This window comes from Marinobacterium mangrovicola (genome assembly GCF_004339595.1).
Taxonomy (GTDB): domain Bacteria; phylum Pseudomonadota; class Gammaproteobacteria; order Pseudomonadales; family Balneatricaceae; genus Marinobacterium_D; species Marinobacterium_D mangrovicola.
Map to the genome: position 1 here is coordinate 491,386 of NZ_SMFU01000007.1, position 25,054 is coordinate 516,439.

The window sequence follows — 25,054 nt, forward strand, 5'->3', positions numbered from 1 at the left end:
TACAGGCTGAGCAGTTAGATGGCCTCATACCGTTCCCGACTTGAGTGGCTGACGCTACTCTTCAGCTTGGTTGTGCTGGGCAGCTACTTGTCGTGGTCGGTTGTTGAGCGAAGGTTTGATGTTCAAGCGCAAGAGTACGAGCGCTTAACGGCCCAGACGCAGATCGTCGATAATTACCTGAATGATCAGTTGGCGGCGATCAGTCGAGTGCTCGATATCATTCGCTACAGCGTTCCGGCCTGGCGTTCAGCCAACGATGGGATGGCTCATGCCAATCATGATCTGGAAGACTATCTAAACGCACTGATCGATGTGAACAACCTTTCTGTTTTCGATCGTGATGGCACCGTGATCGCATCCACCAAGCCTGAATTGCGGCATAAGAACTACCGGCAACGTGCCTATTTTCAAGCGACCCTTAGCGGTGAGAATCCAGATACTCTGCATATCAGCGAACCGGTCCTGGCTGTCACTGGCGTTTATGTGTTTCTGATCACCAAGCAAATTGTCGATGAGAACGGCGAGTTTGACGGGGTGGTTCTGGCGTCCGTGGATCCGCTTCATTTTCGTACAACGCTGCAATCAGTCAATTATGCGAGTGATATGTGGTCCGCGTTGGCGCATTCGAAAGGGAAACAGTTGATCATGATTCCCGAGCAAACGGGTCAGCGCGGCAAAAATCTGGCTCAGCCGGGTTCATTTTTTACACGCCATATTGAGAGCGGCCGTGATTTAAATGTTCTGATGGGCAAAGTTTATGCCACGGGTGAGGAGCGGGTGATGGCGCTGCGCACGATCCGCCCGGCAGGCCTCAATCTCGATCATCCCCTGATTCTGGCGGTTGGCCGCGACCTGGATGCCGTCTATGCGGGCTGGCGCGGCTTCGCGATTTCCCGGCTTCTGTTTTTCATACTGATTGCGGGGGTGTCCTGCTTTCTGATGCACCGTTTACAGCGCACTCAGCGGCAGACATTCGAAGCGCAGAAAGCCAGTGCAGCGTTGATTCAGCAACAGAATCAGCAATTGAATACCTTGAATGAAGAATTGAGAAGCCTGGCGCTGCATGACTCATTGACCGGGGTTGCCAACCGCCGCAGCTTTGATGAACGCTTCGATCTGGAATGGCGCAGGTACCGTCGCGACGCTATACCGCTCGCAGTCGTCATGATCGATATCGACTATTTCAAGGCATTTAACGATCACTATGGCCACGTGCTGGGAGATCAGTGCTTGCAATCCGTGGCTCAACAACTGCAGCAATACTCCGCCCGAGGCTCGGATTTTATAGCGCGTTTTGGGGGGGGAAGAGTTTACCTGCCTGCTTTCGAATACGGACTTTGAGGTAGCAAGGCAACATGCTGAGTCGCTCAGGCTGGCCATCGAAAGGCTGACGCTGCCGCACGAATGCTCTGAAATTTCGCATTACGTAACGATCAGTGTGGGCTTTGCCGTATGCATACCCGATGATGAGACCACCTCTGCGGATCTGCTGATGAAAGCCGATGAGTGTCTCTATGCGGCCAAGGCCAAAGGGCGCAACAGGGTCTTTGGTGTCAGTTTCGGGAAGGGGCTGTCTTGATCCTGATTCGCCAATTTTTAACCCGGTATTAGATGCGGCAATCTCAGGGTGGCTATCGCTGCTCGATAGCCCGATCGAGTATATCGAGCAGCAATAAACAAGTTGCCGGGTGCCGGGTAAAACCTACAGCGTATCGGGCGATATTTATTCGGATATATTCAGGTATTTTTTGATGGCACTGTCGAATCCTTCCTGTTCGGTGTATTTCCCGATCAGCGCTTTGTAGTTCAGCTCATCCGGTGACACAGTGCCGCCTGCAAGCATCGATAACGCCTGGTAAGTCGCAACGATCGAGGCTTCAAAGGGGGTATGACCGCTCAACAGCAGCTTCACATTGCATCGCTCATAGATTTCGTCGGTCAGAGTGTTGGGTTTGCCGTAGGTGATCAGCATTTTGGGCTTGTTGCTGGCGTCAGAGATGGCTTCCAGCTGGTCCTGATCCGTAACACCAGCCAGGCAGATGCCATCAACACCGGTTTCAGCATACTGGTGAACTCGTTCAGCCACTGCACCGATCTCTTCACCCGCTACTACCTGGGTTCGGGCAAGAATGCCGAAGCTTTCAGAGCTTCTCGCATCCAGAGCCGCGGCCAACTTATCAACCTGCTCTTTCGGTGAGATCAGCTGGGTTTTCATCTGCCCATAGGAGATCGGCAGCTTGGTATCTTCCAGGGTGACTGCTTTCGCACCTGCCATTTCCAGCTCTACCACCGTTCGCATCGTGTTGAGCGCGTTGCCGTAGCCCGCATCTCCATCAACGATGATGTTTAAGCTCGATGACTGGCTGGTTCGTTTGACGAGGTCACAGAGCTCGGTGGAGGTGAGTAGCATCAGGTCAGGTGTGCCCAGCATGCTCAGTGAGGCGACGGATCCACCCACCATCCCATAGTTAAATCCCAAATCCACGGCCATCCTGGCAGCGATAGGACAGTGCACAGACGCTAAAACTTCGTACCCTTTTGCATCATTAATGGAGTCAAGGAATGTTGTCATGGGAAACCCTACTGCTGAATTGGTTAAGGAGCGATCACGGTGAATAGCTCTAAAAAGCATAGGCTAATTGCTGTTTCTGACATCGGAATGAACAGAATTGCCAGGGTAATCTGCTAGAGCGTTCGGTGTTGCTCCGAATTTGTGCGGCTTTGGGTCGATGCGGAGTGCTTCAACCTGTAATCTTGGTTGTCAGCTTATCTATGGAAGTACCATGCCAACCCCCGTTATTCAGGAAGAAGTCACCGGCTGCGGCATCGCCTCTGTCGCCAATATTGTTGGTCAAAGCTATGCCGATATGAAGGCGCTGGCCAACCGTCTGGGGATCTATGCGACGGACAAGGCCCTCTGGTCTGATACCCAGTATGTGCGGCGCCTGTTGGCACAATTCGGGGTAAAAGCCTCCGCGGAGGAGATTGCGTTCAGTTCATGGCAGGAACTGCCGGATCTCGCGCTACTAGCGATCAAGCATCATGTGGAAGAGGGCAGAAATTTCTGGCACTGGGTGGTGTTCACACGGGAAGAGGGCCAGCCCCTGGTACTGGATTCTGCCAGCTATCTGCCTTCAAACATCCGCAGAGACTTCGACGAGATGCAGCCTGAATGGTATATCGAGGTGCTTTGTGACGAACTGCCTGATCCTGTCTATCAATCTTAATAGGGGGCTTTTTGACCGGGCTCTCCGAGACAGGTTTGTTCAAAGGTTTATACGCATTTGAGGTGCAACGCTCCTGAGATCATCTGCTCCGGTTGATCGAGATCGATTTATCGGAAGCGCGCAGATGTTTTGAGCAGAGTCCGTTAGGGTCGGAGATCGCCTGTTTCCCGGCATCGTTCAGGTGCTCTGGAAAATAGTTGATCCACAAACGGGGTAGCGCTGATTTCTGGTTGTTTGCTCTGCATGGCTTCTGCAGCGGCATTGCCGCGCTGCGCGGCCCCTAACTATCGGAGTTGTAACGGAAACCCTGCGTTGCATTCTTTAGGCCGAATTTGTGAGGGTCGGATACGCTGTTCGGGTTGGTCCAGTTCTCAGGATGCAGTAAATTAGCGCTTTCATATAAAGCGTTTTGAAGGGTTGCCTCCTTGGGTATTTATGTTTTCCTGGTTTTTGTTGTTTGCGCGGTCTACGTACAGAATCGCGGCAAGGTGCAGCATGCACAATTTCGCCGCAAATTGACCGATCACGCCAATCTGCTGGCACCGCTTAACTGTCTGTTTTATGCCTTCTCCAAAATCCGTAACAAGCCGTATATCGACACCCGTCAGTTTCCAGAACTCAACCAGGTAACCCAGAACTGGGAAATGATCCGTGACGAAGCGCTGGCGCTGAACAGCGCGTCGAGTATCAAGGCATCGGATGATCTGGACGATATCGGCTTCAACTCCTTCTTTAAAACCGGCTGGAAGCGCTACTACCTTAAATGGTACGGCTCAGACCTGAACTCTGCTCGCCAGAGCTGCCCGAAAACACTGGAACTGCTCAACCGGATCCCCTCAGTGAAAGGCGCAATGTTCGCGATGCTGCCACCGGGGGCACGCCTGGTAAAACATCGAGACCCCTACGCGGGCTCACTGCGTTATCACCTGGGGTTGGATACGCCGGGATCGGATGGTTGCTATATCGAGGTGGACGGCGAGCGATACAGCTGGCGCAACGGTGAAGCGGTAATGTTCGATGAAACCTATATTCACCATGCTGAGAACACCACGGATCATAACCGCATCGTGCTGTTTCTGGATGTGGTGCGCCCGGTGAGTTTTGCGCCTGTACAGTGGATCAATACCGGTTTTTCCAATCTTGTGATGGCGGCATCGGCCACCAAGAACGTGGATGGCGATAAGGTCGGCGGCCTGAACCGTGCCTTTGCCGGTATCTACAAGGTGCGCAGCCTGGGTAAGAGGATCAAAGCGTTTAATAAACCGCTGTATTACCTGATCCAGTATGCGCTCTACGCGCTGATCATCTACGGGATCTTTTTCTGATTAGTTTCGCAGAATTGAAAAGCCGGCTTAGGGAGTCTTTAGGGCACTCTAAGCCGGCTTTTTTACTTTGGTCTGTTAACTGGCCTTCAGCTCATTCTCGGTAGAGCGAATCAGGGCGAGGCGGCTGTCTTCGCGGTGAGAGTCTGGAGCCAGCAGGGCAAGTATCTGATCGTCGGCGCCGGCATAGACGCGGCGGAATCGGAGATAACCGCCACCCAGAATATAGTTTTCGCGTCCACCCAGTTCGCTCATTTCAGGTATGCGCCCCGTGCGTTCATAGTACTCCGCATAACTACGCTCTTCATCGCTTAGGTAGATTCCGCGCCGGCTTTCCCAGAACCTGCTGTTATCGATGATGTTCTTTCTCGCGACGAGACTATCTAGATAGGTGATCACCTCATCTCTTGTCAGCCACTTAATGAGGAAGCCCGCGATGGAGTCGTGCACATACTCATCCATCATGGTCTCGACGGCTGCGGGAGGTGTGCCCAGCTCGTCAGAAAACTCTTCGATGCGCTCCCAGTCGTCCACGACCGATGGATCCAGCAGGGATGGCGCCTTCTCAATCTGGTTAACAATCCATCCAGGTCCCATGACCAGGTAGTCCTTGATAAACAGTGCCGCTCTGCCAAAAAAGCCGGCACGCTTCAATGATTGCCAGGTTTCGAACCGTTCCAGCTCTTCGCGGAACTGGTTATAGGAACTGGCGAGGTTGTTTTGCTGATACTGAGGCGCGCGCTGATAGCTCTTCAGCGTAAACACACCCCCCTGACGATGATTGTTTAAACGCCACTCTATCCCCTTGCGCCAGTGCTCGCGCATTAGCGTGCCCGTATCCCCCGATTTGAGGTGGCATGTATCCAGATAAGCGTTGAAGTCGGTAATTGTTCGTGTCGAAATTTTGAAAGCATCCTGGTCATCCGGAAGCGCCAGCTCCAGCTTGAATGGGACGCCCGACAAGCGGGCATCCTTGTACATAACGGCCAGGGGTATCTTGGAAAGCATATCCCGGCCGATATTGTCGGTGCCCTTACCCTGAGAGCCGGGCCGATATCCGCCGCCGATATCGGAGTGAACGCCGGGGAAAACGATCTCTTCTCCATTACCGGGTTTGGATCGATCGTTATAGATCGAATCGAGAGGAAAGGAACGGCGGTTCTCATGGGCTGATACAAGATGCAGGCAGCGCGATACATTGGCGGGGATCGCCAACGATGTCTCTGCATCGCCCCAGGCCGCATGGCCATCGGCGATCGGTATCAGGTTGGCGATTCCCACCGAGGCCACCGTATCGAACAGGCCAAGGTAATCGAAGGTGACCGGAAAGCCCGCCAGGGTGAGCCCGGCGCTGTCTCTGCCGGTTAGTTCGGCATCGATTTCGCAGAGTTTCACCAGCCAGTTGGCAAAAGCGCGAGCCTCGGTGGCGCCCCTGGAGAAGCCAAAGGCGGACAGATAGATACGTTTTACGATGCTGGGGTCTTTGTTTTGTGGCTGAGCACCTTCCGGTCCGGTCATATGCGGTGCTATGGCTGTATGTAAAGTCCTCAGCCATTGAACCAAGGTTCTCGGAATGCGCTGATTTACCTGGTCAACGGCGGTTGCCCGCGTTGGTCTGGCAAAAGGGTCGCTGTTCAATGCCTGGGCATTCATTTCACCGCTTGAGCTGGCTCTGCGTACCATTTCATGGTCGATCAGTGATTGCTTCAGAAAGTAACGGCTGACCGCGTTGATTGCCTGGGCCAGCGCCCAGAGAATTCGTACCTGGCCCCACCGAGCCGTGCCGCCACCCAGCGTCTCATCCCAGAATCCTTCTCCAGTGTCCCCCAACTGCGTGAAGCGGGTACCTACGCCTGGGATGTAAATCCGGAAGAAATTATCGTAGTCGGCCAGGTTGGTTTGCCAGTCGGTCTGGGGTGGCAGTATTCCCGGGACGCTAAGGCCGGGGTAGGCGCTATACAGCCGGGCTACATTGCTGTGGCTATGATCGTTTTGGTTAAGGCTGTCTTCATAATTGTTGCCGGTGCCGTCGAAAAAGAAACCGAAGAAGAGGTTGGTGTCGCAGGGGGAGAGCGGTGCAGAGTTGATTTCTCTGCTCTCCTCAAAACTGTCCAAGTCGCTTATTTCTGAGGGTAAAAAGAAATCGTTCTTTGCCGACGGGTTAGCGTGACGTTGCTGAAGAGGCGAGGCTAGCGTTGAACTCATGGTCGTGCCTCCCTAAGCAATTCGATTCGCCGCTGATCATGCTTGATGAAGTTAGTTAGATATTCCTCTAAAAGCGGCTTGAATTTTGGGTCTTGCGGGCCGGAAAGGCCTTCAACTCTCTCTGACCTTGTCCTGGTAAATACTCCCCAGAATCTTTCTAGGCTCTTGCCTGGACTGTCCTTAAACTCAGCTAGGTTTTTTTGATTTCTTTCGAGGCGAGACTCGATGTCTGCTAGCTCCCGGTCGACTAGTTTTCTGCGATACTCATCCGAAGGCACTGGCCAGCCCTTCACCTCGCCGGGGAAGTCTTCATGGGGTGGATCAAAATTGCTGACCACCACATTGGCCTTTTCATCAGGCATAAACTGCACCCAGAGCGTGCCCTTGGCAGGAGTCTGGTACTCGGGGACATCGACACGGATGGTCTGATGCAGGGTTCCTTCTGCCTGGCGTCTTGCAAGAGATTCTGAGCGCTCGTCCGTTGTGTCACCCTCAAGTGGATAACTGACGACCACATCCACTTGCAGGCCTTCATGCCACTGCTTCGGAATCTGGTAACAGCAGGTGATGCCGCCGGCGGAGTAGGGGGCAAGGGATTCACCGCCGCCGCGGTTCTTTGGATCATTGGGATCGACCACGGAGTAGCCGCCAATACCCTGACCGGCATAATCGGCGGCTGAGATGTTCAGGCTGGTAAGCTCTTCTTCCTGAGAACAACCGGCAAGCCCGGTCAGCATTACTGCGCTCAGAAAAAGTTGAACGGGATATCGCATCAAATCACGCTCCTTGTGATGGTTGCGGTTTTCCTGAGAGCCTTGTTCTAAGGCTCAGGTTCAGCATGTGGGTGAAGATTATGCCATCTGAAAGCTGGCGAATCATTGACTCAACCGGTGGTGCCGGCAATGGGGAATTTGGACAGGCTGTTCGCTGTTTAGTGCCGTGCTCTGAACAAGGTTTCGCCCGGCGCCATCTCGTTTCTGACGGCTTCGCGTATCGAGCCGTCGATCTCTGCTGAGTCGGCTTCATATAGACCGCACATCGCCAGCGCCTTTCGCAGTCTGATGTCCTTGCCGAGATATTCGTACACAACCCTGGCGCAGCAGGGCATGCGTTCGCTGTTGTCCGACACCCCCATCTTCAGCCCGGTCAGCTTGGAGACCCGGTTGCGAAAGCTGGGAAACAGGATGGTCTGGGTGACTTCGTGGCAGTTCAGGGTTTCATAATCCACCAAAAAAAGCCGGTCCGTGAGGAGGTGCACTATGCCCTGGTAGCGGTTGTGGCAGGGCGCTTCATTGGCGTTGGTGCGCATCCGCTCGGTGCGCTGGAAGACTATCTGGCCGTCCTGTTCCTCCAGGCAAACCAGGTTGCGCAGCAGCTTTCCTGGTGTCGACATCGACAGGTAGTACTCGAAGTAATAGCCGAGGTAGCGCTGGATATCTGGGTTCGAACAGCGCGAGAGCTGCTCCATATGCGCGGCGATGCTTCCGTTGACTACCGGCTCTGCCAGCGTGGCCTGCGGACGCAGTTGTACCAGTCGCTCAAACTGGTTGTGCGGCAGCAATATCTCGTGGGTTTCGATGCCGAAAAATTCGCACAGACGGCGCAGTGTATTGGCCGAAGGCTTGTACTGACCGCTCAGGTAGCGATTGAACTGGGGCCGGTTGATATCCAGCCGTCGGCACACTTCCGCAATCGATTTGTAGTAACTGCACAGAAGGCGAAGGTTCTGGGCGAGATCTTCATGTATGGCGGGTTTGGTCATTACTAAGCCTGGGCGGAGTTTTATGTTGTGTCACGAAAAGCATCTAACTGCGATAGTGCTTTCTGATGCATCAATAGCGTCTAACTGCGTCAGTGTGTAGCCAGAGTGTCAAATTCTATCAGTGGCACTGCGCTGTTTAAATCACCCGCTGTGAAAACAAACCCGGGGAACGGTTTTAACGTTCCAACCATAAAAAGAGATAACGGAGTTTTGTCATGTTGGATCTCCTCAACGACATTCTATGGGGCAAGGTGCTGATCGCGCTGCTGATCATTGTCGGCATCGGCTTTACGCTGGCCTCCCGCTTTGTGCAGTTTCGCTACTTCGGACGTATGTTCCGCATCCTCGGTGCCAGCCAGGCATTCAAGAAAGACAAACACGGCCACCTGAGCTCTTTCCAGGCGTTGATCCTGTCCGTGGCCGGCCGTGTCGGTGGCGGTAATATTGCCGGTGTCGCTGTGGCGATCACCCTGGGTGGTCCCGGCGCGGTGTTCTGGATGTGGGTTGTCGGCATGATGGGTATGGCGACCAGCTTCCTCGAATGTACCCTGGCGCAGACCTATAAGCAGGCTGAGCCGGATGGCACCTATCGTGGTGGTCCCGCGCATTACATCACCCGTGGTATGGGCAGCAAGTTCAAGTGGCTGGGTGGTATCTACTCTGTTCTTCTGCTGGTGACCTTCGGCTTTGGCTTTACTGCGCTGCAGTCCTATGCGGTGGCAACCTCGGTGGGCGATGCCTTCGGCGTGCCGGTGTTCTACAGCGGTATCGCGTTGGCGATGATCGTCGGCCTGATTATCTTTGGTGGCGTTAAGCGTATCGCCCGTGTCGCCGAGGTTCTGGTGCCGGTGATGGCGGTGGGTTACCTGGCGATCGCCTTTGTCGTGCTGGGCATGCATATCGACCGTATCCCTGACGTGATCACCCTGATCGTGAAAAGCGCGTTCGGCCTGGAGCAGGCTGTGGGCGGCGGTATCGGTGCAGCGATCATGATGGGCGTGAAGCGCGGCCTGTTCTCCAACGAAGCCGGCCTTGGCAGTGCGCCGAACGTGGCGGCTGTGGCCTACGTGCCGCACCCGGCCAACCAGGGTGTGGTGCAGGCGTTCTCTGTATTTATCGATACGCTGATCATCTGCTCCTCTACCGCGTTCATCATTCTGCTGAGCAGCATCTATGACCCGTCTTCCGTGAGTGACGTCGGCGGTGTAGCGCTGACTCAGTCGGCGCTGGCGGATCATGTCGGTGACTGGGGCCGTAGTTTTGTCAGTGTCGCGCTGGTGCTGTTTGGTTTTAGCACCGTGCTCTACAACTACTACCTCGGCGAGAACAGCATCAACTTCTTCAGCACCGAGAACCAGAACCTGTTCAACGCCTTCCGCGTGGCGATCATCGGCCTGGTGTGCTGGGGTGCGACCACCGATCTGGGTACCGTATTCGCCTTCGCCGATGTGACCATGGGCCTGCTGGCGCTGGTCAACCTGATCGCCCTGATCTGCCTGTTCAAGCCGGGTCTGCGCGTGCTGCGCGACTTCGACAAGCAGATCGCAGACGGCATCGAGCAGCCGATCTTCGATGTGAACAAGTTCAGCGATATGGATCTGGACGAGAAAGCCTGGGAGATCGAGCTGGAAGACCTGGAGCGGCTGCGCCAGCGTGAAGCGAAGGTGTCCGGCGACGAGAGTCTGGCTTCAAACTGATCGGGACAGCTACCTAACTCATCGTAGCTTCCAAGGGCCCGGACTTTCCGGGCCTCTCTTTTTCTACGTGTTATTGCGCAGGTAAATAAAGCTTATGAAAACGCGTATTGAGCATGATCTTCTCGGCGATCTGCCGGTTCCGGCCGACGCCTGGTACGGTATCCAGACCCAGCGGGCACTGGATAACTTCTCCATTACCGGTGTGCCGATCAGCCACTTCCCGCAGTTCGTCAGCGCGCTGGCGATGGTGAAGTCAGCAGCGGCCCGGGCTAACCGTGACCTGGGTTCGCTGGCGCCGCACAAGGCGGATGCGATCATTGCTGCCTGCGACGATATTATCGCTGGCAAGCTGCACGATCAGTTCGTGGTCGATCTGATTCAGGGTGGGGCGGGTACCTCCACCAACATGAACGCCAACGAGGTGATCGCCAACCTGGCGCTGGAAAAGCTCGGCCATCAGAAGGGCGAGTACCAGTACCTGCATCCGAACGATGATGTGAACCGCTCCCAGTCCACCAACGATGCTTACCCGACGGCGGTCTGCCTGGCGATCCAGTTTGCTTGCGAGCCGCTGGAGCAGGCGATCATTCAGTTGAAAGGACAGCTTGAAGCCAAGGGCCGCGAATTCGCTGATATCGTCAAGATGGGCCGTACCCAGCTGCAGGACGCGGTGCCGATGACCCTCGGCCAGGAGTTCGAAGCCTTTGCGGTAAACCTGGGTGAAGATATCGACCGTCTGCACGAGGCCAGCCGCCTGCTGTGCGAGGTCAACCTGGGCGGTACCGCCATCGGTACCGGAATCAACACCCACCCGCGCTATCAGGCGCTGGCCGTACGTTACCTGGCAGAGATATCCGGAAGGCCGATTGTGTCCGCCACCAACCTGGTGGAAGCGACCTCGGACATGGGGGCGTTCGTACTCTTCTCCGGCATTCTCAAGCGCTTTGCCGTGAAGCTTGGCAAGATGTGCAACGACCTGCGCCTGCTCTCCAGCGGTCCGCGTACCGGCCTGGCCGAGATCCTGCTGCCGCCGATGCAGCCGGGCTCGTCGATCATGCCGGGTAAGGTCAACCCGGTGATCCCGGAAGCGGTCAACCAGACCGCCTACCAGGTGATCGCCAGCGATCTCGCCGTGACTCTGGCGGCAGAAGCGGGTCAGCTGCAGCTGAACGCCATGGAGCCGATGATCGTTTACAACATCCTCAACTCGATGAAGATGCTGGGCTCCGCCTGCACCATGCTGGACTCGCGCTGCATCCGCGGCATCAAGGCCAACGAGGAGCAGTGCGCCCGCCACGTGGACAACAGCATCGGTATCATCACCGCGCTGGTGCCCCATATCGGTTACTCCAACTCCACCCGTATCGCGACCCAGGCGCTGACCACCGGCTCCACCGTGCGCGAACTGGTATTGGCAGAAGGGCTGCTTGATGAGGCTGAGCTGGATCGTCTGCTGAGTCCGCGTGCCATGCTGGCGCCGGTGGCGGTTGCCTCATGAGTGCACGGGTTCTTGTGATCTACACCGGCGGCACCATCGGTATGGTGCCCTCGGAGCAGGGGTATGTGCCCGAGCCTGGTTTTCATGACCGGGTGCAGGCGCAGCTCGACAGCCTGGGCGAGGCGGCATTGCCGGAATACGACCTGATCGAACTGGATCGTCTCATCGACAGCGCCAACCTGGTGCCCAATGATTGGCGCGAGATCGCGCTGGCTATCGAGCAGAACTGGAAAAGCTACGACGGCTTCGTGGTGCTGCACGGCACCGACACCCTGGCGTACACCGCCTCGGCACTGTCGTTCATGCTGGAAGGCACCAACAAGCCGGTGATCCTCACCGGTTCGCAGATCCCGTTGGCGCAGCTGCGCAACGATGCGCTGGATAACCTGGTGACCTCGTTGATGCTGGCCGCCAGCCGCGAGATCTTCGAGGTGTGCGTCTACTTCAACGGTCGTCTGCTCCGCGGCAACCGCTCGCTGAAGGTACGCTCCAGCGGTTTCGATGCGTTTGATTCGCCCAACGCGCCCTGGCTGGGGCAGGCGGGCATCAACATCGATCTGCGGCCGGATCTGCTGTTGCCGCCGGGTCGGCCCTGTTTCCAGATTCCCGAGTTCGATCCGGCAGCTGTAACCGTGCTGACGGTATTCCCCGGTATGCCGGCCAGCCTGATCGAGGCGGCGGTAGATAGCTCTGCGGTGAATGCGCTGGTGCTGCAGACCTACGGCGTGGGCAACCCGCCGGATGCGGACGCGGCATTGATCGGTGCGTTGGAAGCGGCGGCCAAGCGCGGCGTCTGCATCCTCAATCTGACCCAGTGTCAGCAGGGTGCGGTAAGCCAGGGTGCCTACGCCACCGGCGCCACCCTGAACCGAATCGGCGTGGTGCCGGGCGCCGATATGACGCTGGAAGCGGCGTTCACCAAGCTGCACTACCTGCTCGCGCTGGGCGTCGAGGGTGAGGAGCTAGGTCAGTCGCTAAAAACGTCTCTGCGTGGGGAACTGAGCGAAAGCTAAGCTCTAATCTCGCGTCATCAAGGCGTGCGGTCCTGTTTCTGAGCAGGGCGCGCGCCTTTTTTATAGGCTGATCGACCGGGTCTAGCTGTAAGGGGGCCTGAGTGGCTCATGAATCCTTCGGTCAGCTGAGGCCCTAGCCGAACTGTGATCGTTGCTCTGTGCCGGGCGGTTCGGTCATCACCTCTGTTTTGCCGGGTTTCAGCTTATCCTCAAGCAGCGTCAGATAGAGGCGAAACTCTGCGAAAATCGCGTCGTAGACCAGAAATGCTTCTTCGCTATCCCCCCGTTTCATCTCGGCGATTTCACCGAAGAACCGGTTGAGCATTTTCAGCAGGGTGTCGATGCTCATCGCCAGCCAGGCATCGTTGGTGACCCATTTGTCGATGAATTCGTCGAGGCGAATGAAGGTGCGCTTCAGCAGGGGATAGTTGGTGCTGATCTCTTTGCTCTGCTTGAGCAGCAGATAGATCTCGTAGGTTTCATCGGCAAACTTGCGGGGCTGGCTCACATCCAATAGGTAGCGGCCGCGATATGTTTCAAAAAGGGTATCGAACCGTTCGGTAAAGCACTGCTCGCTATCCAGTTCTGCGAAAGGGGATAGTGTCTGGTCCAGCATCAGGTAGGTTTTGTTCAGCTCTGCGACCATCTGGTTGAACTGCTGGTTAAATTCGCCGGAACGGAGCAGCGTATTAACCGTGCGGGCGATACCATCCCACTCCGAGGCTGTGGCGCACACACTGGTCATTTCACGGATCAGGGTCAGTTCTGTACCCATGGCATCAGCTTCCTGCGGTCAGGTCGGTGATTTCGGCCACGCAGGCGTTGTCTTTCACCTGGTGCAGGGTGCTGTCAAAGTCCATCTGCGAACTGAACAGCTGGCTTTTGGCGATGATTTCGCCGCCACTATTCTTGATCACAAAAAAGCTGTCGCCTGCAGGAACCTTGCCCGACGCGATCAGATGTCCCATGAGGCTGCCGGTGCGCACATCGCTGATCGCCTGTTCGGCCTCCTGCCGGGACGGGTATTCGCCACCGATCAGAAGGTCGATGCCATCAGTGCCGACCAGGGTGAAATGAAACTGCTGCTCGGTGGTGGTCTTCAGTTCGAAGGTAGCTGGCATATCATTGTCCTCGGTATCAGATGCGGAATCAGGAATGGCTCATCATTCAGACTTCTGATAGTGCTTTTGCAAAGGTGGTGCCAGCGATTTTGTCTTGATACTAAAAGGTTTTTTTCACGGGAGTGGGTGGCGGATCAGAGCTTATGTGGCATTGCCGACATTGAGGTCGGGAGCAGGGTGTGTGCTAACCCCAGAACGACTGGTAAGTGCCCGGGGTCATCGCCAGCCGCTGTTTGAAGTGGCGGTGGAAGTGAGATTGATCGGCAAAGCCCAGTTGCGAAGCCACGTCATCAAGGCGTGCGGTTTGGTCTCTAAGCAGAGTGCGGGCCTTTTTGATGCGCTGATCGATCTGGTAGGCGTGTGGCGGTTGGCCGTAATGCTTACGGAACAAGCGTATCAGCTGATAACGATTAAGAGCGGCCTCCTGGCATAGCTGTTCCAGCGACAGGTTGGCCGCAAGATTATCGGTGAGCAGTTCGCTAACCCGACGCAGTGAGTTCGGCGGTGAGGCTTCCCGGCTAGCGTCCAGCTTTTCGGTGGAGAAAAAGGGGCTGAGAAAGGTGATCAATTCAGTCTCTGCCTCCAAAGCGCCGCCTGTTCCATCGACTACCCGGTAGAGCCTGTTGAAGTCGTTGCTGATCTCTGGCCTGTCGGCTAGAACCTCAGTGAACGGTTGGTAGTCCGACGAGCTGGGCGATAGTTCCCGCTGCAGCTTGCCCATCCATTGCGTATCAACAAACAGCATTCGATATGACCAACGTCCCTCATCCGGGTTGCAGGCGTGCAGATCCGAGGGGTTGATGGTGACCAGTGAGCCACCGCCTATGCGGTTAAGCTGATCGCGATTCTGGTACAGGGCGGCGCCCTGGTCGATCAGTCCGAAAGAAAACTCGTCATGGGAGTGAGCCCGGTAACAGGCAGAGGAGTTCGCAGCCAGACGCATCTCCACCGCCGGCAGGACAGGGCTGCGTTTGAGCCATAGGTTTTCGGATGACGTCATGGTGGAAGCCTTATTTACTCCAGCAGCATCAGGATAACCGCTACTGCCAGCAGCAGTGCCATCAGCTGATTGAAACGTCGTCGCAGCGCGGGACGGCTCAGTCTTTGGCCGATCAGGTGTCCTGCCAGTGCCCAGCAACTAACGCCGGCGAAGCAGCAGATAAAGGACACGGCGATAAACAGGCCTAGATAATAGCCCAGCTCCGGCTGGCTGGTCACATACAGGCTGATACCTGAGAGCGATACGATCCAGGCTTTGGGATTCAGGATCTGAATCAGTGCGCCACTGAATAAGCCGGATTTCGCCCGGTTGGCGGAGCTGTCCGTCACCTCATTATCCACCGGCGCGGTCGCAATCTTGAATGCCATGTACAACAGGAACAGGCCTCCCAGGTAGCGCATAGCATCGGCGAAGGTGGGTAGCAGCTGGCTTGCCAGTGACATGCCTGCACCGGCACAGATCACCACCAGCGTATAACCCAGGGATGCCCCGAGCACGTGAGGCATCGCCGCATTCCAGCCGGCGCGGGCACCGGTACTGGTCGCCACCAGGTTAACCGGGCCCGGCGTAACGGCGCCAACGAAGGCGAAGGTGATCATTGAGGCGATAAGCGTGAACATCGGCGTCTCCGGTATTAATTCGGACGCACTCTAGCCAAGCCTATAGCCGCTGTATTGAACGAAATTGCACCTGTTGTGGCTTTTGAGGGCTTGCCCGCATCTGCTTCAGTGCCTGTTGCCATGAAAACGACGGGCAAGTAAAGCCAGTCTCCTTGCGTAAAGGAGAAGTGACTTGGTCATTGATCGTTCCGGCGAGGCGATCCGTAAACTGTAGTTATAAGCTTGTTGGCGAATAAAGCGACGAGCGGATCGCTTTGACCCGAATCCTGTCTAACCCTTATCAGGGCGTAGAACCCATATACGAGTGTCTAAAGGTAGTATTAGAGTGTTCTTATGTTAACGTAAAGGGATACTAATCGCTGATAAAAGGAGCGAATAATGGCTAAACAACTGGCTGTCCTGTTCACCGTGTTGCCTGCGCTGTTGCTGAGCCTGGTTGTCCAGGCTGGTCCGCGGGAAGAGTCGGGATGGGATAAAATTGCCGACGGCGCTCTGCTGGTCGACGTGCGTTCCGAACAGGAATATAACCGTGGCCATCTTGAAGGTGCGTTACTGATTCCGTATCAGCAGATTGTTCAGCAGTTTGCTGCGCGTGAGATTCCCAAGGATCAACCGGTGGTGCTCTACTGCCGTAGCGGTAACCGCGCCGGCGTCGCGGAAGCTGCGCTGCGTGAAGCCGGTTACACCCAGCTGTTCAACGCCGGAGGCTATCAGGCTCTGGCGGCAAGTAAACCCGCTAGTCTGGCTGATGACGAGTCGGTCGCCTGCACGCCCGAGCAGGGTGAGCCCGCCTGCTGAAGCGGGCATGGCTCTTACTTTTGTGAACTGATATAGAGTGAACTGATAAAGAGTGCCGGCAGCGCGCCGGCACTGCTTTTCCCTGTTTGTGATCATTCCGCCCGCGCTTTCCCCTTAATAACCAAGTAACGCTCAAGCCTCGGTGGCAGGAGAGGCTTTAAGCGCCTGTCGCCCTCCTGTTTATGACGCCAGCGTTTGGCGCCAAGCCTTGTATTACCCGGAATTACGCGGTTGATCGCACCTTTGGATATCGATTCATACTGACCTGGGGCATTAGGTCAGTTTGGCTTATTTGGGTAATATGAGTCGCTTCCCGGCGACGCAAAGGATTTAGCGTATCGAGCCGGGATAGACTTCACCCGCAAGGAATCCTCGCTACAGAGGGATTGAACGGAAACGGAAGTCACCTCAAACGGCATTGAGAAGGCAGATTCAAGGATGATTATCGTACCTACCGAAAAACGGTTGGAGTGGAAGAATGCACCGGTGGTGTTGATCGCCATTCTGATCGTCAACCTGTTGGTCTTTCTGTTCTATCAGAGCGACGACGGGCAAAAGGCCGCACAGGCTATAGGCGGTTTGGCCGAGTCCCAGTATATCGAGCAGGAGTGGCCTGTTTTCCAGTTTTACCTGGAGGAGGAGGGGCGCTACGCGGATCTGGATCGGCTGCATGAGAGTTACGACGAGGGTTATCTGTCCGATATCGCCGAGTCGATGCTGATGGACACTGGTTACTACCGTTTTATCTCCGATGAGGCGCCCGATGTTTTTGGGCCGGAGCGTTACCCTGCCTGGCGGCTTGAACGAGCACGCTTTCAGGAGACCTTCGATTCCATCAGTAGCCTTGCCTATGGTCTGCGCGCCACAGATGTCTCACTCATTACCCTGATCAGCTACCAGTTTTTGCATGGTGGCTTCGATCATCTCTTCGGCAATCTTCTGTTTTTGCTGCTGGTCGGATTTGCGGTAGAGGCGGCCATAGGGCATATCAGGTTCCTGCTCTTTTACCTGATAGGCGGCGTTGGTGCCGGTCTTACGCATGTGCTGTTCTCGCTGGGCTCGGATGCGCCGTTGATCGGGGCGTCTGGTTCCATATCCGCAGTTATGGCGATGTATCTGGCCGTGTTTCGCTTGAAGAAGATCGAGTTTTTCTACTGGGTGCTGTTTTTTGTCGGCTATTTCCGGGCGCCGGCACTGCTGATACTGCCGCTATATATTGGCAAGGAGGTGTTTCAGTACCTCAGCGATGATGGCGCGCACGTGGCCTATATGGCCCACGCGGGAGGTTTTGTCGCAGGTGCCGCCCTGATAGGGCTCTCAATGCTGTTCAGTCGCAATACGGTCAACGAAACCTATGTCGAACAGGAACAGGGAGCTTCTCAGCGTAACCGTGGATTGGCGGAGGTATACCGGGCGATTGAAGGTCTGCGTTTCGATGAAGCGATCAAGCAACTGGCAGCGTTGATTGAGGCGGTGGGGATCGATTTTCAATTGGCGAGAGTGCGATACAACCTGGAGCGGATCAAAAAGGGCGAGCAGTTCCCCGCCAGCTTCTGTGCGCTGATGGCGCAGAAAAATCTGTCCGCCGCAGAGATCGGCGATCTCAACAGGGTCTGGCAGCAGGAAACACAATTGCAGGAGCTGCTGACTCAAGAGGAGCAACTGGAATTGGCGTTTCGTTTCACTACGCTGGAGGACCTGAAGGGGGCGGCGGGTATTGCTGATCGTCTATACGCCCAGGGCTTCAAGCTCAACGAGGTTTTACTGCTCGCGCAACGTCTGGCCATACGGTTTACCGAACTGCGCGACAAGCACAATGCCATGAAGTACCAGCAGTACGCCCAGCAACTGACTAAGGACGGTCACAATGGAATCGTGTAAATACCATCTGGATACCCCGCCGAATTTCAGTTGTGACGAGTGTCAGGAGAACTTCTGCACCCAGTGCGTGGATCACTCTATGGCCGGTGAGGCGCGCTGCTTTCAGTGTGGCGCGAGGCTGCGGGTGCGTGTTACCGCTGACAGTATCGAACCGCTCTCCAAGCGGCTGAAAGGGGCGTTTCGTTACCCGCTGCACTTGAATGCAGTCGCGTTCATTATCGGTTTGAGCGTTGTCACCACGCTGTTATCAGCGCTGCCGATCGGTGGCCTGTTGCAGTTTATTGCGCTGCTGTTCTGCAGCGGGCTGGCGATTAACTACAGCTTTCTATGCCTAAAGGCCACATCGGTAGGCCACATGGAACCGCCCGGTCTGGGGGAGGCGGTGGAGGGCTCGTTCAGTATCCTGATCCGGCTCTTTGCCGTGTTCTTTTTGATCGCCATGTCGTTCAACTATCTCGGGCAGTTCATGGGGCCGGTAACGGCTGTACTGTCGATCATTACGCTGGTCGTGGTCATGCCCGCGGTGTTGATGTGTTTTGCCATGAAAGACCATATTATGGAGGCGCTCAACCCGGTTAATGTTGTCGGGTTAATCCGCAAGACCGGATGGCCCTATTGGGTGCTGGTGCTTTTTCTGTTCATTATGCTCAGTTCGGTGTCGCTGCTCAGTGGCTTGATCGGCAATGAGCAGCATGCGCTTTCGGCCATAGTGCAGTCTTCGATCTCTTCCTACTACCTGATGGTTGAGTTTCATCTGATGGGATACCTGCTGTACCAGCACCAGGAGAAACTTGGCCTTGCGTCCGATGACATTGAGGAAAAGCTGCTCCAGCTGCAGAGTCCCGAGAAGGTGGCGCTGGCTCATGTCAATTTCTGTTTGAAAGAGGGTGACTACGAGCGGGTAGAGACTATCTTGCAGGATGCTATTTCCGCTGACCCTAAGAACACCCGTCTTTGGCAGCGGTACTTTGACGTGCTGTGCAAACTGGAAGATCGTGTGCGTCTGCAAAAGGTGGCCGATCGGTACTTTCATCATCTGCTCGATAGCGCGCAGACTTTCCGCATGCTGAGGGATGTGAAAAAGTTGCGGTCCCTGATACCGGACTATATGCCGGAATACGCGCATCTGCGTTTTCATCTGGCCAATGAGTACTACAACAGCGGTGACGCCAGAGCGGCCGTGCAATTGCTCGGTGGCATGCACCGACGCTTTCCGGATTATGCCAAGCTGGTCGAGGCATACGGGCTGATGAAACAGGCGCTTGAGGCGCTGCCTGGTATGGAGGCGCAGGTCAGCAAGTGCGAATCGTTGCTAGTGCATCTGCAGCGACAGTAGACGTGTGGTAACAGGGGAGGTTATCGCCGGCGGTCTTGCCGTTTTGTGATAATTCTCTCCGCACATTTCCCTAGGATGGAGTGAAGCTCACTTATTCTGTCAGAGGAAATGCCATGACTGCCTGCTGCTCTTCCGAGTCTTTCAAAGCTGAAACCTCCCCCGGCGTTATCGCCACCCATCCGCTCGATCCGCTCTCGGTAGAGGAACTTGAACTGGCAACGACTCTGCTAACGGAGCAGAAATCCCTCTCCAACGCCTGTCGCTTTCCGTACCTGCAACTGGCAGAGCCGCCGAAGGAAGAGGTTCTGGCGCATGAGCCTGGCAAGGCGTTTTCCCGTAAGGCGTTTGCTCTTGTGCTGGATAAGGATAGCGGAGAGATGGCCGAGGCGATCGTGGACCTGGTGCATAAAGAGGTGGTCCAGTGGACGGAGCTTGATCCAGCCGAAGCCGGCCAGGCGCCGATCATGATGGAGGAGTTTTTCACCTGCGTTGAAATCGTCCAAAAAGATCCCGGCTGGCGTGCCGCTGTAAAGCGCCGCGGTCTGACCGACGAGGATATCGAAAAGATCCAGATCGACCCCTGGTCTTTCGGTTACTTTGGCGAGGATCCGAAATATAAGGGGCGCCGTCTGATGCGCGGTGTGGCTTTCTACCGCGATGAGATGGTCGATAACGGCTATGCCCATCCCATCGAGGGGCTGGTGGCGATTATCGATTTGAATGAAGAGCGAGTCATTGACCTGCTGGATGACGGTCGCGATACCCCGATCCCCAAGACCAAGCGCAACTATGATACGCCGTCGCTAGGAGAGCCCCGGGAGGGGCTTAAACCCCTGCATATTGTGCAGCCGGAAGGGGTCAGCTTTGAGGTCGATGGCTGGCAGGTGAAATGGCAAAACTGGGAGTTTCGTGTGGGTTTTACGCCGCGCGAAGGTCTGGTGCTGAATCAGCTGAGCTACAACGACAAGGGCAAAACCCGGCCGATCATCTACCGGGCCAGTGTCAGCGATATGGCGGTGCCATACTCGGATACGGCCCTGAACCACTATTGGAAGTGCGCTTTCGATGGCAGTGAGTATGGCCTTGGCCGGCTTGCCAACCAGCTGGAGCTGGGCTGCGATTGCCTGGGGGCGATTCGCTACTTTGATATTCCCGCCGTGGATGACAAGGGCGAGCCGTTCCTGATGAAGAATGCCGTCTGCATGCATGAGGAGGACTACGGTACCCTCTGGAAGCACTATGAATTTCGTACTGGCGTGTTCGAAGTCCGTCGCTCTCGGCGTCTTGTAATCAGCTTCTTCTGCACCGTTGGCAACTACGACTACGGTTTCTACTGGTACCTGTATCAGGACGGCACGATTCAGCTGGAAACCAAACTCACCGGTATTATTCAGACCGCTGGTATGGTGCCGGGCACCAAGCCGGAATGTGGCGGCGGGCTGGTTACACCGGAGATCTATGGCCCGACCCATCAGCACTTTTTCAACGCGCGTCTGCACATGATGCTCGATGGTGAGCAGAACAGCGTGATGGAAACCAATTTCAGCCCGATGGAAACCGGCGAAGCCAATCCGTGGGGGACCGCTTTTAAGACCGAAGCAACTCTGTTCAAGACGGAGCAGGAGGCCGCTCGCCAGGCCAATGGCCAGACCGGTCGCTTCTGGAAGGTGATCAACCCCAATGTGAAAAACGAGGTGGGTAATCCCACCGGTTACAAGTTGGTAGCTGAGCACAACCCGGCCATGCTGGCGCAGCCCGACAGCTATATCGGCCGCCGTGCCGGCTTTGCCCGCAACCATGTCTGGGTAACGCCTTACGATCCCGATGAGCTATACGGCACCGGCAAATACACCAATCAGCATCCAGGTGATGGACTGCCGAAATATATTGAGCAGAACCGCAGCGTCGAGAACACCGATATCGTGCTCTGGCACACCTACGGTCATACCCATATCTGCAAACCTGAGGACTTCCCGGTGATGCCGGTGGAGTATGTGGGATTCACCCTGAAACCAAACAACTTCTTTAACGCCAACCCGGCCATGGATCTGCCCGCCAGCAAGGATAGCGGCAGCGTCAACGCCCATGAGGACGATCAGGACTCCGGCAGTTGCTGTAGCTGAATCCAAGTGTGTTGAGTTAAAGAGGAAAAGCCGATGATGAATCTGCCTCTCGGTTTGATGCTGCTTGATCTGTTCGCGTCCTGCTTGGTTGTAGCTGTTCTGCTGCGCCTGAGTAACAGGGGAGGTCTGGCCCGTGGACCCATGCTGCTCGGGAGCATAGTGTTCCTGCTGGGTATGTTGCCCTGGGGCGACCAGCTGGCACGCTTTTCGATCTGGCTGCACAGTCTGCAGAGTGTGGCGATCCATCATCTGGCGCCGATGTTATGGATGCTGGCACTGGCCGGGACCGAACGTTCGGAAGGGGAGCGGCGGAGCACTCGGAATCGGATACCGGCGTCTGCTATCGTCATGCTGTTGGTGTTCGCACTGCTGTCCTGGGTCTGGATGTTGCCGTCGTTGCACACGTCGCTGATGCACGATGCCGGGCTCTATATGCTGATGCGCTGGGCGATGGCGCTGAGCGGGTTGGCGATGCTAACTGTTTTCCGGAAACCGAAAGCTGTCTGGCAAGGGGAAAATCCGGCAGGGTACCGATTCGGCAGGTGGATCAATCTGTCTATGTCGGGGCCGATGCTGGCCTGGGGCGTGGTGATGTTAGCGGCGCCAGGGCTCTACAGTGAAGCCCATATGTCCACCGACCATGCCATGATGATGGCAGCGTTACCGGAGTTTCTTAGTCTGCCGATAGCCTTGGATCAGCGCCTGGGTGGGGTGATTTTCCTACTGTTTGGGCTTGGCTGCCTTGCAATGGCTTATCTGCCGCTGTTGGCTCGGGTAGCTGAGGGTGTTTCTCCAAAGAGGCGGCGGTACTCCTGGCCAAAATAACCCAGGTGGAAAAATCCCCAGTTCGCGGCCACCGATGTGATTGGTAGCTCAGTCGTCAGTAGTTGACGCCTGGCAGCATTCAGTTTTACCGAGCGCAGATACTGTGTCGGTGAGCTACCGGTCACTTTCTCGAAGCTGTAATTCAAAGAGCGTCGTGGGATATCCAGCTCTCTGCACAGTTGCAGAATACTGGCGGTGGCACCTTCCTCTGAAGTCACGTAGGCGTGGCTGGCGTTGACGATATGGTGATGGTAGTTCCCCAGCGGCTGGGGAGTGCCCTGTTCAAGCGCCTGGTCGTAAAGCTCCAGTGCCAGCAGCAACAGCCGGTCACGGATACCGCATTCAACGCTGGCTGTGGAGCGGGGACAGGCGCCCTTGCTACAACCGGTCGTTTCCATTGTCAGCGCTTCGATCTCCTCCAGGTGCGACAGCATATTGCTGCGCGCTATAGCCAGTTGCTGCGGCGTAAGACTGACGCCCTGGCTGCGGCGTGAACTGCGCAGCAGCTCGAGATCTTCTGCGCTCAGGGTCGATTCCATGTAAGCCTGGTCCAGGGCGATCACCGTATAGTCCGTCTCCGGCGGTGCGACGAAAAAGAAATCCTGGTCGAAGGGCAGCAGCGTGATGCCTTCCGATAATACACAGCGCGCCTGATCCGAGGTTTTGCGTGGGTCCAGCCGTAACGGAATCAGCAGACCATACTGGCCGGCAGGCGTGTGAGTGTGCTGGGCCACACCGCAGTTCATCCTCTCGCGGAACAGGCGCACCGGCCCGATGCGAGCATCATTCAGATACCCCTCGAAACGTCCCTCTGTGACCTGATCATACTCCTGCGGCCACTGGGTCAGTGAGCTGGCGTGTTGGTTTACCTCGTTGAAGGTTGCAGTGCAGATATCCATTCAGGGTCCCCGGTTGCTGTATGGCATTAGCGCCGTACAGTCTGAGAAGACATAGCAAAATGTGGGCCTGGAAAAATGCTCAAAACAGGCTGGGACTGCCTGAAACCGGTGCATACAGCGGTGTATTAAGGCGTTTCTGCACTATGCTTGTGACATGCTTGTGAGATCGGGAGCCGCGACAGACGCTATTAACCCTTCGTCGTGGGTGTTCGAAAAGTGCAACTACTAGGGTAAATCCTCCATTCTTTGAGGGGCCAATCTGTTGGAAGATCGCTGTCACCCAACCAACGACAGAACAAGAGATTGCGATGAAAACTTTAAAAACTCAGGTTGCGATTATTGGTGCAGGTCCCTCCGGTCTGCTGCTCGGTCAGCTGCTGAACAAGCAGGGCATCAGCAACGTCATTCTTGAGCGCGTGACTGGCGATTACGTCCTCGGCCGCATCCGCGCCGGTATTCTTGAGCAGGGTTTTGCGGACCTGGTCCGTGAAGCCGGCGTTGCTGAGCGTATGGACGCTGAAGGCCATGTTCACGAAGGTGTCGAGCTATCCATTAATGGTGAGCGTCATCGCATCGATCTGAAAGAACTGACCGGTGGCGACGTGGTTGTCTGCTACGGTCAGGTTGAAATCACCCGCGATCTGATGGACGCGCGTGAGGCCGCCAAGCTGGAAACCTACTACGAAGCCAGCGAAGTGCAGCCGCGCGATGTTAAGTCCGAAACCCCGTATGTCACCTTCAAACACGGTGGTGAAGAGTACCGGCTGGATTGCGATTACATCGCCGGCTGTGACGGCTTCCACGGTGTTTCCCGCCAGACTATCCCGGCAGAACTGCGTACCGAGCACGAGCGCGTTTACCCGTTCGGCTGGCTGGGGCTGATGGCTGATGTGCCGCCTTGTAACGAAGAACTGATCTACGCCATGAGCGACCGTGGTTTCGCCCTGGCAAGCCAGCGCTCCCTGACCCGTTCACGTTACTACCTGCAGGTGCCGCTGACCGACAAGGTTGAAGACTGGTCCGATGAGCGTTTCTGGGATGAGCTGAAAAAGCGTCTGCCTGCTGATGTTGCTGCCAACATGCAGACCGGTCCGAGCATAGAGAAGAGCATCGCGCCGCTGCGCTCCTTTGTCTGCGAGCCGATGCAGTACGGCAACCTGTTCCTGGTTGGCGATGCCGCGCACATCGTGCCGCCCACCGGTGCCAAGGGTCTGAACCTGGCCGCATCCGACGTGGCTACGCTGTACAAGATCCTTACCCGCGTTTATCGCGACGGCGACAAGGCTTGCACCGAACAGTACTCTGAAATTGCCCTGCGTCGTGTCTGGAACGGTGAGCGGTTCTCCTGGTGGATGACCAACATGATGCACGATTTCGAAGGCGAAGTGTCCAGCACCGGCATGGATCCACTGATGCAGAAGCGTTTCATGGAGTCAGAGCTGAACTACTACCTGAACAGCGAAAACGGCCGCAAGGTGATCGCTGAACAGTATGTCGGCCTGCCGTACGAAGAGCCGAAGTAAGGGGGTGAAATAAAGCTTTGAAGTAAAAAAGCTTACAGGTCTATAGCTGTGCCCCCTTGATGCCCACCTTGTGCGTAATGCCAGTCAGTTAAGCCAACTGACTGGCATTTTTTCTGATAGCGTCGACGCCGCGCGCCGTTTTACGGCTCGCGGATAGATCCTCAACCGCCTCACAGCAGTCCCGGGCAGGGCGGAATTCTGTTA

The 25,054-nt window shown here is 55.9% G+C and carries 22 protein-coding genes; 13 read left to right on the top strand and 9 right to left on the bottom strand.

Going from position 1 to position 25,054, the window contains the following annotated elements; genetic code table 11:
- Nucleotides 1–18 precede the first annotated feature (18 nt).
- Nucleotides 19–1,341, top strand: a complete 1,323-nt coding sequence (locus CLV83_RS03095; protein WP_132287342.1) for a diguanylate cyclase — start codon at nt 19–21, stop codon at nt 1,339–1,341.
- Complete coding sequence (locus tag CLV83_RS22900) at nt 1,295–1,579, top strand: diguanylate cyclase domain-containing protein (protein ID WP_132287345.1); 285 nt, start codon at nt 1,295–1,297, stop codon at nt 1,577–1,579. Before CLV83_RS03095 ends, CLV83_RS22900 begins: the two co-directional genes overlap by 47 nt.
- 144 nt (nt 1,580–1,723) lie before the next feature.
- Here CLV83_RS22900 and CLV83_RS03105 read toward each other — a convergent pair whose 3' ends face one another.
- Complete coding sequence (locus CLV83_RS03105) at nt 1,724–2,632, bottom strand: isocitrate lyase/phosphoenolpyruvate mutase family protein (RefSeq protein WP_132287348.1); 909 nt, start codon at nt 2,630–2,632, stop codon at nt 1,724–1,726.
- Between the two features lie 151 nt (nt 2,633–2,783).
- Between CLV83_RS03105 and CLV83_RS03110 the strand changes: the two genes are divergently transcribed.
- Both CLV83_RS03110 and CLV83_RS03115 read left to right on the top strand, forming a co-directional pair.
- Complete coding sequence (locus tag CLV83_RS03110) at nt 2,784–3,227, top strand: hypothetical protein (protein WP_132287351.1); 444 nt, start codon at nt 2,784–2,786, stop codon at nt 3,225–3,227.
- A gap of 425 nt (nt 3,228–3,652) precedes the next feature.
- Nucleotides 3,653–4,552, top strand: coding sequence for an aspartyl/asparaginyl beta-hydroxylase domain-containing protein (locus tag CLV83_RS03115; RefSeq protein ID WP_132287354.1), 900 nt, complete (start codon nt 3,653–3,655; stop codon nt 4,550–4,552).
- Between the two features lie 75 nt (nt 4,553–4,627).
- Here the strand turns inward: CLV83_RS03115 and CLV83_RS03120 are convergent, their stop codons facing one another.
- The 3 genes from CLV83_RS03120 to CLV83_RS03130 form a co-directional block, all read right to left on the bottom strand.
- Entirely contained in the window at nt 4,628–6,754 is a 2,127-nt protein-coding gene (locus tag CLV83_RS03120) for a T6SS phospholipase effector Tle1-like catalytic domain-containing protein (RefSeq protein WP_132287357.1), read from the bottom strand.
- Nucleotides 6,751–7,527, bottom strand: coding sequence for a DUF3304 domain-containing protein (locus tag CLV83_RS03125; RefSeq protein WP_132287360.1), 777 nt, complete (start codon nt 7,525–7,527; stop codon nt 6,751–6,753). Before CLV83_RS03125 ends, CLV83_RS03120 begins: the two co-directional genes overlap by 4 nt.
- 158 nt (nt 7,528–7,685) lie before the next feature.
- Nucleotides 7,686–8,516 (bottom strand): helix-turn-helix domain-containing protein, encoded by an 831-nt coding sequence (locus CLV83_RS03130; RefSeq protein ID WP_243642265.1) that lies wholly within the window; start codon nt 8,514–8,516, stop codon nt 7,686–7,688.
- A gap of 215 nt (nt 8,517–8,731) precedes the next feature.
- Here CLV83_RS03130 and CLV83_RS03135 point away from each other — a divergent pair, with 215 nt between their 5' ends.
- The 3 genes from CLV83_RS03135 (at nt 8,732) to ansA (ending at nt 12,724) form a co-directional block, all read left to right on the top strand.
- Nucleotides 8,732–10,213, top strand: coding sequence for an alanine/glycine:cation symporter family protein (locus CLV83_RS03135; RefSeq protein ID WP_132287363.1), 1,482 nt, complete (start codon nt 8,732–8,734; stop codon nt 10,211–10,213).
- A gap of 94 nt (nt 10,214–10,307) precedes the next feature.
- A complete protein-coding gene (locus CLV83_RS03140) occupies nt 10,308–11,711 on the top strand; it encodes an aspartate ammonia-lyase (protein ID WP_132287366.1) in 1,404 nt (467 codons plus the stop codon).
- Nucleotides 11,708–12,724: an asparaginase gene (gene ansA, locus CLV83_RS03145; protein WP_132287369.1), complete on the top strand. Its 1,017-nt coding sequence runs from the start codon at nt 11,708–11,710 to the stop codon at nt 12,722–12,724. Before CLV83_RS03140 ends, ansA begins: the two co-directional genes overlap by 4 nt.
- A 133-nt stretch (nt 12,725–12,857) precedes the next feature.
- On the opposite strand, the gene CLV83_RS03150 is transcribed toward ansA, so the two are convergent.
- The 4 genes from CLV83_RS03150 to CLV83_RS03165 all read right to left on the bottom strand — a co-directional run bounded on the left by CLV83_RS03150 (nt 12,858) and on the right by CLV83_RS03165 (nt 15,465).
- Nucleotides 12,858–13,499, bottom strand: coding sequence for a hypothetical protein (locus tag CLV83_RS03150; RefSeq protein WP_132287372.1), 642 nt, complete (start codon nt 13,497–13,499; stop codon nt 12,858–12,860).
- Between the two features lie 4 nt (nt 13,500–13,503).
- Nucleotides 13,504–13,845, bottom strand: coding sequence for a YegP family protein (locus tag CLV83_RS03155; RefSeq protein WP_132287375.1), 342 nt, complete (start codon nt 13,843–13,845; stop codon nt 13,504–13,506).
- A 184-nt stretch (nt 13,846–14,029) separates the two neighbouring features.
- Nucleotides 14,030–14,845 (bottom strand): AraC family transcriptional regulator, encoded by an 816-nt coding sequence (locus CLV83_RS03160; RefSeq protein ID WP_132287378.1) that lies wholly within the window; start codon nt 14,843–14,845, stop codon nt 14,030–14,032.
- Between the two features lie 14 nt (nt 14,846–14,859).
- Nucleotides 14,860–15,465, bottom strand: coding sequence for a LysE family translocator (locus tag CLV83_RS03165; protein ID WP_132287381.1), 606 nt, complete (start codon nt 15,463–15,465; stop codon nt 14,860–14,862).
- Nucleotides 15,466–15,843: 378 nt separating this feature from the next.
- On the opposite strand from CLV83_RS03165, the gene CLV83_RS03170 reads away from it, so the two are divergent.
- The 5 genes from CLV83_RS03170 to CLV83_RS03190 all read left to right on the top strand — a co-directional run bounded on the left by CLV83_RS03170 (nt 15,844) and on the right by CLV83_RS03190 (nt 22,428).
- Nucleotides 15,844–16,263 carry a rhodanese-like domain-containing protein gene (locus tag CLV83_RS03170; protein ID WP_132287384.1) on the top strand — a complete coding sequence of 140 codons (420 nt, stop codon included), beginning with the start codon at nt 15,844–15,846 and terminating at the stop codon, nt 16,261–16,263.
- A gap of 438 nt (nt 16,264–16,701) precedes the next feature.
- A complete protein-coding gene (locus CLV83_RS03175) occupies nt 16,702–18,144 on the top strand; it encodes a rhomboid family intramembrane serine protease (RefSeq protein WP_132287388.1) in 1,443 nt (480 codons plus the stop codon).
- Nucleotides 18,131–19,480, top strand: coding sequence for a DUF4013 domain-containing protein (locus tag CLV83_RS03180; RefSeq protein WP_132287391.1), 1,350 nt, complete (start codon nt 18,131–18,133; stop codon nt 19,478–19,480). Before CLV83_RS03175 ends, CLV83_RS03180 begins: the two co-directional genes overlap by 14 nt.
- A gap of 113 nt (nt 19,481–19,593) precedes the next feature.
- Nucleotides 19,594–21,603 carry a primary-amine oxidase gene (locus CLV83_RS03185; protein WP_132287394.1) on the top strand — a complete coding sequence of 670 codons (2,010 nt, stop codon included), beginning with the start codon at nt 19,594–19,596 and terminating at the stop codon, nt 21,601–21,603.
- A gap of 33 nt (nt 21,604–21,636) precedes the next feature.
- The gene (locus tag CLV83_RS03190; protein WP_132287397.1) at nt 21,637–22,428 is read left to right on the top strand and encodes a cytochrome c oxidase assembly protein; all 792 of its coding nucleotides are present in this window, start codon (nt 21,637–21,639) and stop codon (nt 22,426–22,428) included.
- Here the strand turns inward: CLV83_RS03190 and CLV83_RS03195 are convergent.
- Nucleotides 22,356–23,327 (bottom strand): helix-turn-helix domain-containing protein, encoded by a 972-nt coding sequence (locus CLV83_RS03195; RefSeq protein WP_132287400.1) that lies wholly within the window; start codon nt 23,325–23,327, stop codon nt 22,356–22,358. The genes CLV83_RS03190 and CLV83_RS03195 overlap by 73 nt on opposite strands.
- Nucleotides 23,328–23,635: 308 nt before the next feature.
- On the opposite strand from CLV83_RS03195, the gene pobA reads away from it, so the two are divergent.
- On the top strand, nt 23,636–24,850 hold the full coding sequence (pobA, locus tag CLV83_RS03200) for a 4-hydroxybenzoate 3-monooxygenase (protein WP_132287403.1): 1,215 nt from the start codon (nt 23,636–23,638) through the stop codon (nt 24,848–24,850).
- Nucleotides 24,851–25,054: the final 204 nt, after the last annotated feature.